Raw genomic sequence first — 13,418 nt, forward strand, 5'->3', positions numbered from 1 at the left:
ACCGTGAAAGAATTTACATTAGGGAATGGATTGGGAAATATGAAACCGTCTAATTTTTCTGCTGGAATCAATACGCAGCGTTTCGGTCAGGTCATCTATGTATCACCTGACCTGGTTATTCCAAATCCGAAAAACAAATATGAAGTTACCAATATTGATGAGCTCGCAGACAATATAGCCGTATATGGACTGTTGCAGCCTTTGCTTGTGAAAGGTCCGTTTCCGGATAAAACGTATATGCTGCTTGGTGGCGAACGACGCTGGACAGCAATTAAAAAGGTAATGGCAGAAAATCCGGAAGCAGCAAAAAAACTGGAGAAAATACCTGTGGAAGTATACGGTCCGTCAGATCTGGATGAGATCGACGAAGAAATCATCATACGCGAAACCAACAGTCAGGCAAGAAATATGGAAAAATACCGCAAACAGGATGTATGGGAGCTATTTGACCTATACAAGAAGAAACAGGAACGCGGTGACGCCATTCCGGAGAATATCATCAAAAGGATATCCGAAAAAATGGGAATCGGGCAACGGCAGGTGCAAAAGATTGTTTCTATTGATGAATATATGATCCCTGAGATGAAAGAAAAAGTAGAAGATGGCAGTATTTCCATCAACAAAGCCTCCAAAATCGCCCATCTTTCTAAAGAAAAGCAGGAAGAACTGTATAAAATCCTGGAAGATACCGGAACGATCGATATGAGTACCATACAGGAAATCGAGGCAAAAAAAATGTCCGTTCCGGAAACAGATGATTCTTTCGAAGCATTTGAAAAGGCTCTTTTTCCGGAAAAGTATCAAGATGAGAATATTCCTGGTCAGAAAGATTCTGAGGAGTTGGATGATTGGGATCAGGAAGAACCGCTGACAGAAGCACAAAAACAGGAGCAGGCTTTTCTTGAGCAGATTTTGACCTGGATCTACAAAGTAGGGAACCTTCCGGAAATGGAATTTTACCAACGGAGTGCACTCGAACAGATGCAGCGGATGATACAGTCTATTTTAAAACGATAGTAGCTAGGAATGGAAAAAAGTTGGATCAATCCTGATCAGCGGTTACAGAAAACGTTGTCTGTGAACCTCTGGTGGGATGATCCAACTTTTTTTTCATAGTCTCGTGTTATTTTGCTTTGCTGCGGTTATCCATATCGCATTGCAGTGCTAATTTGTACATGGATGGGTAAACCATATTACAAAACAGTTGTTTTGCCTGCTTCATAGTATCAATAATATCCAGCCATTCTTCAAAGGTAAACGAATGTTTCATTGATACATATGTCTTTTGCACAGCCTGGGAAGTCAGGATATTTTGCCGACCGTCCTCCTGTTTTTTTACGGGAATAAAACAGTTTTCTATGATGACCGTAATCGGAAACCTGTCCATGAACGACTGGTATTTTATCGTGAGTTTATAGCAGCGGTAAACTTCCAGACCATCCATTTCTTTCTTATCATTTTTTCCTGTCTTATTTTTCCATATGCCTTCGTATAAGAGGATATCACGGTTTGTCTCTTCCGGTACATCCGCGGTATTGTCTTCCTTTTTTAATGTCCCATTCTTAAAAGCTGTAGCAGCAGTGTCGATAGCAGCTATCAGTTTCCTGTTATTTGGATATTGGTCAACATTTTTTACAAGAAGATTCTTTGTACGCATCAGTTCAGGCAGGGAATTTTCATATTCCAGTAATACATCTCCAGGTGTTTTTCCCCTGTATTTTCCCCAGGAAAAGGTATGTGAGAATGCAGCCTTACAATCCTGTGCAGATGGCTCTTTTTGCCCTGTACCGGATATCTTTTCTTTGATCTTTAGAATCACCTGATATACCGTGTGAAATGCACGAAAATGCTGGAAATACCGGTGGCGGAATGCCATATCAAAAGCAAGTTCCGATTTTCTTGCCAGAGCCGCCAGATCCGTCGGCCTGAGATTTGCGGCTACCGCTTTATTGTTTTGGATCAATACAAAACTGTAAACAGAATACCCGTTCATCAGGCTCATGGGATTTTCCGGCAGTGGATCCTGATAGCCAAAGAGTGCTTCTATGGCAAATGTAGAAATTCCGTTCTTGGTATGCTTGATGTTATTCAGAATCTGTTTTGGATATTCCGAACTGTACACATTCGAATGATCGTTCATCTTTCTTTCCTCCCTTTTACATGTTTCTCCATATTTGAAAAATCACATAGACAATATGGAAGATAGTAGACTAGGGAGTCCGGGATTTCTCCTGCCAAAAGGAAATCGCCCATATTAGGGGAGAAAAAGGCAGGTGAATGATTTGAGTAACGAAAGAAAAAAAGAAGTGCCGGAGAGAAGATCCAGAGCAAAGCCGTTATCCAGGCCTCCAGACAGGCAGCAGGAGGCAATTACACAAGTACGGCAAAAGGCACTCGCTGATCAGATGCGAAAAGCTAAGAAAGCAGATGTGGATCATCTGAATAAAGGCTTGAAAAATATGATCCAAACAGACTTTTCAAAGATACCGTCTGTCACTTCAGAAGATAAAAATGCGAAAGATCTGATAGCAGCGAGAGAGCGGCCATCGCGATTGCATGTGGAAGATATCCTTACACAGCCAATGAAGGTTACTTTTTATACCTCTTACCATGTTTCTACACATGATACATATGAAAATAAAGGCATACAGGTAACATCTGCTGCCTATGTGCCGCTTTGCAAAGAAACTGCAAATCTGGCACTGCGCTCCCTGGCCAGAGGCTCCAGCAGACGGTATTTTTCATCAGAAGCATTTGAAGAGATCAAACGGACATTGATTTTTGACGATGAGGCGGCAGAGAGTAAAGTGAGGATTCTGCTGTCACAGTATGGGATCTCAGATTCCGGCGAAGTGGAAAAATGCCTGGATATCCTTCATGACCGGGAATTCCTTCCGGGAAGGGATATGGAACGTATCTACCAGACCATGCACCTGAAAGACCGTATCAATCCTAAAACCGGTGATACCTATAAGCCAAAAGAAATTGCCCGTTTGCGGCATGAATTAACCAGTGTGATCAATGAATATACACCGGATATTAAAGGGATACAGCCGGTTACTTTTATGAGTTTCCATGACCTGTCAGATCTGGAAAGGCAAAAACGGATGCTGGACAATTATTTTTCTGAACATCTGTTAGCCGGTACGAAAAGCAGAGGCGTTGGGAATCTGGCAGGGAGTGTATCGGCGGGACAATTAAAAAAGCTTTTAAAGCGTACCGATCTGACCGCAGAGGAAGCCGCACTTTTAAAACATGCCATAAATCTACATGCAGCGATAAAAGTTAGCGAAATATCGCATCAGGAGCTTGGGATTGTAAGGAGTATACAACGATCCGCCAGAAAGCATCTGATGCAGTCACATATGGGTGCAGGAACTTTTCTTGCCTGGGATGTATCCAGGATGATTTCCCGCACTTTGAAGTATACGCTTAAAAATGCTGCTCAGACAGGCAAGGGAGCAAAATACGGACTGAAAATCGCGCTGCGGCCTGTCCGCACGTTAGGAATCAACGTAAATAAGACACTGCGTGTGAATCCGGTGATCAATCAGGTACTGGTACAGTATGCCGACCCGGTAATGAACCGGATGCGAAACACTGTGACATCCGCTTCCAGGACATTCGACCGGATGCAGCAGGGGCACAATCGCTTAAGGAAAAAGAAATATGCAGTCAAAAGTAAAACCATCCGGTTTTTTCGCGATCCTTTCCGGCTTCGAGAGACAGTCAAAAACAGCCTGATAAAGACAAAGATCTGGAAAAGGGCATCAAAGAAATTTGCCCCGGTACGTAATGTAACATCTTTTATCCAGCACGTTCTTGCAAAAGCAGTTGCTGGAACCTCTGCTGCCATTCAGACGATCCTGTCACTTCTGTCCGGTATTCTGATTGTATTCCTGTTACTTTTGCTGTTGTTTGTGGTGTTTTATTTTCTGATAACAACGTTTATGAACATGTTTACCCTGAATGCTGATGCAGGCGATACAGACACAGCGATTCTGAATCAGTGCATCGATACGATCAACCAAATGTATGAGAACCAAATGGACGAGATCGACCGTATCACGACCGGAAAGAAATATCGGAATGTAACGGTTAATTTCCGCCAGGTGAAAGATGAGGAGGCCTATACAGAAAACGACACGGAAGAAGAAGGCAGTACGATCTATGCCTATACAAACAGCCGGGAAATCCTTTCGCTGACGAAAGTGTATTTCGATTTTGACCTGGAAGGCGCAGATCCGGATGAAGTCCTTGATTATGTAAGAAAGCTGTATAACGGGAGCCATACCTATTATCTGACCGAGACACCGGTATATGACACAGATGCAGACGGGAATCTTTATGTCAGTGCTTACGATGCAACTATTGATTACACGACATACTATTTGAATTCTATTTTTAACTGCCAGTTAGCAAATGATTCTTATGGCGGCTCTGCGATTCTTGGATCTGATCTGACAGGGAGTGTGGCTGCACAGCAGATATGGAATTACTGCAAAAGTGCAGGGTGGTCGGATGCGGCCTGCGCGGCGCTATTAGGGAATGCAGCCCAGGAGAGCGGTGGGACGCTGATCTCAGGGATTAATCCTTCGGCACATGGCAGCGGTGGTCGTGGCATATTAGGATTTACTTATTCCCCGGATTCGAAAAGATCCGATGACGGGATGGGATTGGTTCGTTACGCAGACAGCCAGGGAACAGCGTGGACTGACCTGAAAACACAGCTGGATTATTTTATCCTGTGTCAGAAAGGGATCTGGGGAAGTATGTGGAGTTCTGATTCCCAGACAGCAAAGGAATTTCGAAGAGCCGGTTATACCGTTCCTTCCTGTTCTTTTGAACAGTTTCTGCAGTTGCAGGATGTTGATCAGGCTACCATGGTATTTTTATGCGCTTATGAAAATTGTGGGATAAAAAATGCACGATGGGAAACCAGAAGCAGGGAAGCAAACAAAGCATACCGTCTGTATGCGCAATCTGCAGGTTCCCAGGAACAGGAGGTATCATGAAAAAACGAAAAACAATACTGGCTCTATGCCTTCTTTGCGCTACATCCCTGGCAGCAACCGCATATGTAAAAGCTTCGTGGGAAGGATGGGATACAGAAAAACAGGATGATGCCTGGACGGTACTGGATCTGACAGAATGGACGGAATTTGCTTCTCTGGGGACGATTCCTTCCGTTATCACGACGTATTCAGCAACAGCTTCCGTAAATACTGCCGTCCGTGACTATGAGGCGCAGATAAAAGCGGAATTCAAAAGCTATTCCCAGGATTATTCCGGTTATACCGAACTGCTGCTTGCTATTTGCTATCTACGTACACAAGGATCGGGAAATGACATTTTTGCAATCACAGATCTTCCAAAATACGAAGGGAAATCAGATCTTACCGCAGAGGAATCGATAGCTGCTGCCTGCAGGTTATTGGTAGCCTGCGTCAGGGAATCCGAAGAAGTCAATCCATACAAACTGGATGCAAAGCTGCAGGCGGTTATTATCGCCTGGTACAGCAATGATCCTTCTGTCATTGGCTTTTTCACGGATCAAAAATATACAGCAGGCGAATATGAAACTTATATGGAAAGAGAAGGCATTACGCTGGATTATAAAAACATCCTGCAATCGATCAATGCGATTTATTCCTGTAAGGAAGTAAATATGACCGGTAGCAGCGGCTATTCCGGTTCCGTGGCAGCCGGTATCGCCGGAACGATTGATTCCGGGACAAGACTAAGCTGGCTATTTCCGGGAGGAACACCGAAGTCACCAACCGAAGTTCAGGCATATCTGACAACAATCACTGTGCCGATCCAGACGAAAACCGGAAAAACCACGATGAGTCTAAGGGTACACAAACAGCTGGCAAATGAAATACAGTCTATTTTTGAAGAACTGCTGACAGTCCAGGGATTTTATGTAAATCCAGGTGATACCTTTGGCTATAACTGGAGGCCAATGGCATCCGGAACCGGAAAACTGTCCCATCATTCGTATGGCTGCGTGATCGACCTCAATGCAAATGCCAACCCGCCATCTTACTGGAATAGCAAACCGGATCCGAAAAGTCCGTATTATAACAATCCGCAGGTGGTTGCGATCTTCAAAGCCCACGGATTTTACTGGGGAGGTGACTGGTCCCCCAGTTTTTATGATCCCATGCATTTTACGTATACCAACCATTAAACCGGATCATGAAATTATAATGAATTCTCAGTGCTATATCGAACAAAGGAGAACAATATGAATACCAGTATTTACCGCACCCGAACAGAATGGGTGCCAAAAGTATATGAAAAAATAAAACGGAATGACGATTACTGGGTAATCGGTCTGGATTCCGGATATGGCGGGATGAAAGGATTCTCGCCAAATAAGTATTTCTGCTTTCCGTCCTATGCGAGACTTTTAGAAAAGGACAAAAGCATGATGACAATGTATGACAGGCAGGACGTTATCTATGAAGACCTGGATACCGGGGAGATTTATTTGCTTGGCCGAAACGCACAAAACAGTATATCGAGAAATGACATCAATGATACGGACAATGAACTTTTTAACAGAAAACGTTTCAAAAACAAAAAATTTTATGTGCTATGCATGGCAGCCATCGGTCTTGCGGCTATGCCGAATCAGAAACATTCGGATTTTCATGGGATCGGAAAAGAAATTATCATACAGGCCGGTCTGCCTCCTGCCTATCTGGAGATGGACCGGGAGCCTTATATCCATATGTTTTCAAGAGCTGCAAATTACCGGCTGAAAGTGGGAAAAAATCCATGGCAGGAGTTCCACATTACAATTGATCCTAAAAATGTCTATGTCATGGCCCAGCCATCCGGCACGATGGCATCCATCAATATCGGAAATAATGGTCAATACATTCCCGAAGCACGAAACTATCTGACGGGAAATGTTTTGATTCTGGATATCGGCTTTCATACCATGGATGTCTTTGGAATGAAAGGGCATGTACGCTCCATCAATGAATCTTTTGACAGGTTTGGTATGCGTTCTATCCTGCAAATGGTTTCGGATGAGATCAAGAAGGAAAAGAATACGGAAATTCGCGTCTCCTGTATGCAGAAATATCTGGAAAAGGGGACCATCCCGTTTACAAGTGAAATGGGGATGGATGAGGATGAATTTCGATTTTCTGATGAAGAGTGGCCCTTTGATACGATCCTCGAACGATGCAGCCTAAAAGTGTGTAATGCGGCACTGAAGCATTTGAGTACCATAACAGATCAGTTTGCAGACTACGAATATCTTGTAGTTACCGGCGGCACAGGAGCTGCCTGGTATGCATGGATCCAGGAAAAGTTTAAGGGAAGCAAATTAAAGATCATTCCGGGCAACCAAAACGACAGTCTGGATATGCAGTATGCGAATGTCCGCGGGTATTATCTGTTCCGCACGATGATGATGCAACAGAAAAAGAAACAGAAATGAGGAAGATGATTGAAAGCAGTCATTCGGTTATATAAATGTCATGATATGGATCTTTTATTATTGAAAATGGTCTATCATGTGAATCTGGCCAAAACAGCGAAATTGTGTCTGAAAGCATTTGTAGATCATGAAAATATTGTCTTTTTACCATGTGAGAGTCCAAATCCGGAGATCAAGTATGTGTATAAAAAGTCCCAGACAAAACAAACAGTCAGACAGATCCAATTTCCTACACAGTCTTTTGTATTAAGGCTGAACGATGATACAGAGGCACCCTACATCACCTTCTGGAACAGCATTATTCCAGGATACCGTACGATGTTTTTAAAGCAGCTGTTGAGAATGTATCTGCGTATGCCTGCTCTTTCAGAGTATGTGGTTGATAGATCCGGTTTGCAGCATACAGAATATCTGAATCCGCCGGTTCCTTATGAAATTCCATTGTTACAAAAAGATGGCATGCGGCAGCAGGAATCGAGTTCCGTCTGGGAGCATAAAAAAACAGAAAGCAGAAAACCGGTTTTTTCTAAGAAGCCGACAGATACCCGAAAGAACCAATTACAAGATTTTATGCAGCAGGCGAAAGAAAATACCGTTAGTGAGGCAGACTTCTTACAGACCGCTGCTGCATTACCCGAAAACAATAACATGAATGCAGCGGATGATGCAGAAGAGTTAATGAATTATATGGCTGCATGGATGGATTAATCATGAATTTTGGAGGTAGAGATGAAAGTAACAGAATTTGATAAAAGCAAAGAATTTGAAACAAAAGCAGAACCGTTACTCCAGGAATTGCTGAAGGTATGTAAGTTTTATGAAATCCCGCTTTTTATTACGGTATGCCCGAAAAGTGAACCAGAAAAGACTTGGTATTACAATGATCATGTAAGTACCGTTATCAATCATCAAAAGCTTTTTGACGACCAGATCAAAAAACATATCCTGGTCGCGGATGGATTTGATGTAATACAGCCAGGGACTTACGTAGAAATGAACTGTGAAGATCTGGCGGATGAGGAAAGTATTTCACAGGAGAAGTAACATGGCTCTTTATATTACGACAGTGGAAGATATCTGTTCTGACAGAAATCTGGCGAAAACAGCCTGTACTCTGTGTTCGGACGATCTGTTAATTCTGCTGCTGTCAGATGATTCGACAGATGAGTGGCAGGAGCTACAGATGATTGCTGAGAAAAAAGGATTCCACATACAGAAAGAAACGGTTACAAGTGATAGTTATAAAAGTATGGATGCAGCTTATTGTGAGGCGATTCAAAAAATAATAAAACCGGATGATAATGGGATAACATATCAAAAACTTATCTTTGTCGGACGAGTCCTTCTTCGGGCAGTGATTCGATTATATGATACTTTGGAACGGAATTCTTTTTACATAGAAGCACGGATAGCCGGGTTTAATCCTCCAAAAAGAACGTTATCTTCGAAGGTTACTATCGAAGCCGCATATAAAAAGCAGAAGGCGAAAAAGGTTCCCCAAAAGCCGACACTGGAATTACTTTTGGATGATGAGGGTGAAGCTTCGAAGGTATCCATAACAATTCCAGAAACTACAACCGAACGGGAAATACAAGTAGCAAGTGAAGCAGAATCACAAAAGCAGTGGAAAGAAAAAGTTCCTTTAGAAAAACAAAATACGATTGGCCAGGTGGCAGGAAGAGAAAGTAATTATAATAAAAATGCCATTTATCAAAATGCTCAGGGAAACATGGTAATTGCCCCCACAAAGTCCAGAAAGGAATTAGAAGCATCCATTTTTCGAAAAAGCAAACAGGCTGTACAGAAAAAACAGGAGTATTCGCCGGAATTTATTGAGCAACTACTGGCGTATGAACAAGTAGTTCTTCGTACCAAAAAGTATTTTCTGGAGCATATGCAGCTTAGACAGATGGCAGATAAGGATTTTTTGGCTATGCTGACTCTTATTCAAACTTCGGAAACAAAAGAAGAATGGGTACAAAATATGGCAGTGGAACTTCCGGGGATAAAAGTGGCTCCTGCGTTATCAGAAATAGAATTTCTGGAGTATCAGCGGACTGCACAGGAAGTAACAGAAGCAACATACTGGTTGGGAGAAAGCCGAGAGGTGGAAAAATGAGAAAACGGATCCAGATATTAATTGGTCTTCTATGGATTTTTGCGGCGCTCTTTTTTATAGGAAAGAGTGTACCTGTAGCCAGGGAATATATAAGCTTCGATCGGCAGCAGGATGAAATGCTGCATACCTTTATTCAGAATGAAGAAGTTATGCAGTGGCAAAATGATGAACCGGAAACCACAATCCCGGATCTGCGTATTGATTTTACATCTTTACAGAGGTTAAATCCGGATATTATCGGATGGCTTTATATACCTGTCTTGGAAATAAATTATCCTATTTTATTGGGAAAAGATAATGAAGAGTATTTACATAAAAATTATTTACATGAGAATCAATATCTCGGTTCTATATTTGCACACTACCAGACATCGCCATTGCTCGATGAGCCTTATACCGTTTTATTCGGACATAATATGAGATCCGGAAGGATGTTTGGTAAACTCTCAAAGTATCAGGATAAAGCCTTCCGGGATGCCAATCCCTTTGTATATATCTACACACCTGAGAAAAGTTATCAGTGCACCATATATGCCTGCCTCCATGTAAATTCATCTGACCCGTATGTATATACCACAGGATATGAATTTGGTTCTCTAAACTACTGGGAACTGATTGACTATACGGCTACAAATGCCATGTATTCGTGTGATCTTTTCCCAAATGCTATGGATCAGGTATTTTGCCTTTCGACCTGTGCAAGCGGAGGAAGACAACGGGAAAGATTTACGGTGTTTTGTGTTGTGACTTCATCACAAGAGAAATAGATAATTGCTACAGTCAGCAGGATTGCTTTCTGTAGCTTTTTTTATGGATTGCAGTGTTTTCCTGACTCTTTAAGAAAGAAAACCCATATTACATGTGAAGCCAATTCATACATGGAGCAAAAAGGAGGAAAGAGTAAAAATAACTGTGTGAAAGAGAATGGGAGGACTTATTTTATGAATGAGACATTTTATCTGTTTCTAAGCCGAAAAGAACAGCAGCAGGTATTACAAAACCTGGAACAGAGAGGATTTTTATGGGAATCGGGGAAAAAACCAACGGATTTTCCTAGACTGCAAAATCTGATCGTAAGCATTGACAAAACAGGGAAGAAAATAAAATACATCGTATGATAAACCGTCAGAAAAGAAAGAGGATCAGATATGCATTCTCTTTCTTTTTTGATGCCGTGTGTCCAGCGAAGCTAGACCACACTTGCCGGTGAAAGTCCGGTCACGGTAATCGCCAGTGAGCCGTGTAGCTAAACTCGGTGCGTTGTAGTAATACAGGGTGCTAAGCGAGTGGATAAAGTAACCTCGACAAGAGGAGCGAGCAATCATGCAGACTGTAACATTAAGTGAATTCTGCCGTATCGTTAAAAAGGTATCTGATAGGAGAGCAAAGAGAAGTTGAGCCCTGGGTATATGGGCGAAAACCATGGAACGTGTGAAGAAACTGGAAAGCAGCACGGAAGAATCTTTCGGTATAGAGGAAGCGGTATGTATGAAAAGTGTGGTTCGGAACTGGAGAGACCCTACCCATCACCAAAAGGTAAAAAGAAAGCGTATAAGCTTGGCGAAATCGTATTTCTGATGGGAGGGAGTCGGAGAGGAACATAGTACCGATAATGGCTGTGCAAGAAAACGCAGTTTATGGGAAGGTTCCTTACTTCATTCAAGTTTGTAGAGAGGGTAAGAGTGAGAGAATGTCATGCAGACTAATAACTCCAAAGAAAAAGTTCGACAACTTCAAAACAAACTATATCTGACAGCCAAGAAATGTGACAGCCGAAGATTTCATGCATTGTACGATAAGGTGTATCGGGATGATGTACTTTTCGAGGCATGGAAACGGGTAAAAGCTAACAAAGGTTCCAGTGGTGTAGATGGTGTCAGAATCGAAGATATTGAAGCGATGGAAATTGAAAAATATCTGTCAGAAATCAAATCGGAGCTGATGGATGGAAAGTACAAACCATCCCCAGTAAAGCGAGTTATGACACCAAAACCAGACGGAAGTGAAAGACCTCTTGGAATACCAACAGTCAAGGACAGAATTGTGCAAATGGCTACCAAGATAGCAATAGAGCCAGTATTCGAAGCTGACTTTAGAGATTGTTCCTATGGATTCCGACCGAAAAGAAGTGCCAAGCAAGCACTGGAAGTGGTAAGGAAAGCGTGTAACAACAAGGGCTATTATGTAGTAGACGCAGATATTGAGAAGTTCTTTGATAACGTAAACCAAGATAAGCTGATGAAACTGATAGAGCAGAGAATATCAGACCGTAGGATATTGAAGCTGATAAGACAATGGTTAGTATCAGGAGTATTATACGGAAATGTACTGACAATCTCTGAACTGGGAACAAGCCAAGGTTCAGTTATATCTCCGTTATTGGCAAACATCTACTTAAATACACTGGACAGATTGTGGGAAAAGTATGGACTTACTCACGGTATTCTTGTAAGGTACGCAGATGATACAGTAATCATCTGCAAGAATAAGAAAAGTGCAAATCACGCACTGAACTTATTGCAGTACATCATGGCAAAACTGGATTTAAAGCTACACCCAGTAAAAACAAAGATTGTCAGCATGTGGGACGGAAAAGAGGGATTTGACTTTCTTGGAATGCACCACAGAAGAATGACAACGGAAACAAGCAAAGGACAATTGTATAAAGAAACTTATCAGTATCCGAGCAGGAAAGCTATGAGGAAAATGAAAGTAGAAATTAAAAGAAATGTAAACAGTCGAAGTCTGCTGATTGCAAAGGAAGAGGATTTAATAAAGAATCTAAATCCGAAAATCACAGGTTGGAAGAATTATTATTCCACCAAAACAAATGAGAAATGGATGCAGGAATTGGACTGGTACATTATCTGTACCTTTACAAGATGGTATAACAAGAAACACCAAAGGCGTAAACATATGTCAAGAGTGGGATTTGTTAGAAATAGCATTTACGAAAAAGGATTAAAGAAAATGGCTAGAGCATGACGTAATGCTGTAGAAAGAAGAATGTTGGAAAGCCGTGTGAGGGAGAACCTCATGCACGGTTTGATGAGGGGCGGATGAAATTTCTCATCCGCCTACTCTACCTGATTTTCCATATTTGAAATGAAACTATTCACAGTATGGAGAAAAGAAAATGGAGGGAAGGAATCTGTAATCACCTATGAAGGTTCTGTTTAACACCGAAAGAATGGAGAAAGAGACAATACTATAAAAGTTCATGAAGAATTCAGTTGAATCCGCACAGGCTCTTGCTTAAAAGGAATGAAGCCGGAGGATGTAGTAACATACATTGAGGGTGAGCCAAAAGTTGGGAGGGTTCCAGTTGAACCGGGAATGACGAATGCAGAAAAGACAGATGCTATCGGACAGAGAATCGTTGGAATTAACACAGAGAAACGCCGAGATCAATGAGGGAATGGTCAGATTCGATATTATTTTTTATGTCCGCATGAAAAATGTTCTTTCCCAGATTATTGTGAATATTGAAGCTCAAAAGGACGAACCATCCGAATATAAGATATTAAACCGGGCTATCTTTTATGTGAGCAGGCTTGTTTCATCACAAAAAGAGAGATTTTGTAAATACGAATTATGATGAGATAAAATGGTCCTATGTCAAGATTTAGTACAAGTTAAAGTGAGGTTTTCCCCATCTTAACTTGCCATTGGCTCTTCGTTCTGTTGCAATCTACGGTATAGTTCTTCGTAGGCATTTGGTGACATGTAATCGCAATGACTATGGATTCGCTTGGTGTTATAGAATGCCTCCAGATATTCGAATACCAATCGATATGCATGATTATAGTCGCGGATTTTGAAGCGATTCAGCCATTCGCG

The 13,418-nt window shown here is 41.9% G+C and carries 12 protein-coding genes and 1 pseudogene; 11 read left to right on the plus strand and 2 right to left on the minus strand.

What is annotated here, in order from left to right; genetic code table 11:
* The first annotated feature begins 3 nt into the window (after positions 1-3).
* Positions 4-1,017: a ParB/RepB/Spo0J family partition protein gene (locus FYJ57_RS11970; protein ID WP_154432823.1), complete on the plus strand. Its 1,014-nt coding sequence runs from the start codon at positions 4-6 to the stop codon at positions 1,015-1,017.
* Positions 1,018-1,123: 106 nt separating this feature from the next.
* On the opposite strand, the gene FYJ57_RS11975 is transcribed toward FYJ57_RS11970, so the two are convergent.
* Complete coding sequence (locus FYJ57_RS11975) at positions 1,124-2,140, minus strand: hypothetical protein (RefSeq protein ID WP_154432824.1); 1,017 nt, start codon at positions 2,138-2,140, stop codon at positions 1,124-1,126.
* Positions 2,141-2,282: 142 nt separating this feature from the next.
* Here FYJ57_RS11975 and FYJ57_RS11980 point away from each other — a divergent pair, with 142 nt between their 5' ends.
* The 10 genes and pseudogenes from FYJ57_RS11980 to FYJ57_RS16355 all read left to right on the plus strand — a co-directional run.
* On the plus strand, positions 2,283-5,015 hold the full coding sequence (locus FYJ57_RS11980; RefSeq protein WP_154432825.1) for a phage tail tip lysozyme: 2,733 nt from the start codon (positions 2,283-2,285) through the stop codon (positions 5,013-5,015).
* Positions 5,012-6,193, plus strand: coding sequence for a M15 family metallopeptidase (locus tag FYJ57_RS11985; protein WP_205839974.1), 1,182 nt, complete (start codon positions 5,012-5,014; stop codon positions 6,191-6,193). The genes FYJ57_RS11980 and FYJ57_RS11985 overlap by 4 nt, the downstream gene beginning before the upstream one ends.
* Positions 6,194-6,250: 57 nt before the next feature.
* Positions 6,251-7,459, plus strand: coding sequence for a ParM/StbA family protein (locus FYJ57_RS11990; protein ID WP_154432827.1), 1,209 nt, complete (start codon positions 6,251-6,253; stop codon positions 7,457-7,459).
* A gap of 9 nt (positions 7,460-7,468) precedes the next feature.
* Positions 7,469-8,167, plus strand: coding sequence for a hypothetical protein (locus FYJ57_RS11995; protein ID WP_154432828.1), 699 nt, complete (start codon positions 7,469-7,471; stop codon positions 8,165-8,167).
* A gap of 21 nt (positions 8,168-8,188) precedes the next feature.
* A complete protein-coding gene (locus FYJ57_RS12000; RefSeq protein WP_154432829.1) occupies positions 8,189-8,503 on the plus strand; it encodes a hypothetical protein in 315 nt (104 codons plus the stop codon).
* 139 nt (positions 8,504-8,642) lie between these two features.
* Positions 8,643-9,578, plus strand: coding sequence for a hypothetical protein (locus FYJ57_RS15140; RefSeq protein ID WP_205839975.1), 936 nt, complete (start codon positions 8,643-8,645; stop codon positions 9,576-9,578).
* Positions 9,575-10,345 carry a class B sortase gene (locus FYJ57_RS12005; RefSeq protein ID WP_205839976.1) on the plus strand — a complete coding sequence of 257 codons (771 nt, stop codon included), beginning with the start codon at positions 9,575-9,577 and terminating at the stop codon, positions 10,343-10,345. Before FYJ57_RS15140 ends, FYJ57_RS12005 begins: the two co-directional genes overlap by 4 nt.
* 174 nt (positions 10,346-10,519) lie before the next feature.
* Complete coding sequence (locus FYJ57_RS12010) at positions 10,520-10,696, plus strand: hypothetical protein (protein WP_154432831.1); 177 nt, start codon at positions 10,520-10,522, stop codon at positions 10,694-10,696.
* Positions 10,697-11,273: 577 nt separating this feature from the next.
* Entirely contained in the window at positions 11,274-12,563 is a 1,290-nt protein-coding gene (gene ltrA / locus FYJ57_RS12015; protein ID WP_154432832.1) for a group II intron reverse transcriptase/maturase, read from the plus strand.
* Positions 12,564-12,830: 267 nt separating this feature from the next.
* A pseudogene (locus FYJ57_RS16355) lies at positions 12,831-13,186 on the plus strand (hypothetical protein); the annotation flags it as partial.
* Positions 13,187-13,235: 49 nt separating this feature from the next.
* On the opposite strand, the gene FYJ57_RS12020 reads toward FYJ57_RS16355, so the two are convergent.
* Positions 13,236-13,418, minus strand: a 183-nt coding sequence (locus FYJ57_RS12020; protein WP_154432833.1) for an IS3 family transposase, incomplete at its 5' end; no start/stop codon positions are given.

Origin of the sequence: Oliverpabstia intestinalis (assembly GCF_009696065.1) — a bacterium.
GTDB lineage: Bacteria > Bacillota > Clostridia > Lachnospirales > Lachnospiraceae > Oliverpabstia > Oliverpabstia intestinalis.

Excerpts from the sequence above, each read along its gene's own strand:
- FYJ57_RS11985 (WP_205839974.1), top strand. The coding sequence starts at position 5,012 with ATGAAAAAACGAAAAACAATACTGGCTCTATGCCTTCTTTGCGCTACA.
- FYJ57_RS11975 (WP_154432824.1), bottom strand. The coding sequence starts at position 2,140 with ATGAACGATCATTCGAATGTGTACAGTTCGGAATATCCAAAACAGATT.
- FYJ57_RS15140 (WP_205839975.1), top strand. The coding sequence starts at position 8,643 with ATGATTGCTGAGAAAAAAGGATTCCACATACAGAAAGAAACGGTTACA.
- ltrA (WP_154432832.1), top strand. The coding sequence starts at position 11,274 with ATGCAGACTAATAACTCCAAAGAAAAAGTTCGACAACTTCAAAACAAA.
- FYJ57_RS12010 (WP_154432831.1), top strand. The coding sequence starts at position 10,520 with ATGAATGAGACATTTTATCTGTTTCTAAGCCGAAAAGAACAGCAGCAG.
- FYJ57_RS11990 (WP_154432827.1), top strand. The coding sequence starts at position 6,251 with ATGAATACCAGTATTTACCGCACCCGAACAGAATGGGTGCCAAAAGTA.
- FYJ57_RS12005 (WP_205839976.1), top strand. The coding sequence starts at position 9,575 with ATGAGAAAACGGATCCAGATATTAATTGGTCTTCTATGGATTTTTGCG.
- FYJ57_RS12000 (WP_154432829.1), top strand. The coding sequence starts at position 8,189 with ATGAAAGTAACAGAATTTGATAAAAGCAAAGAATTTGAAACAAAAGCA.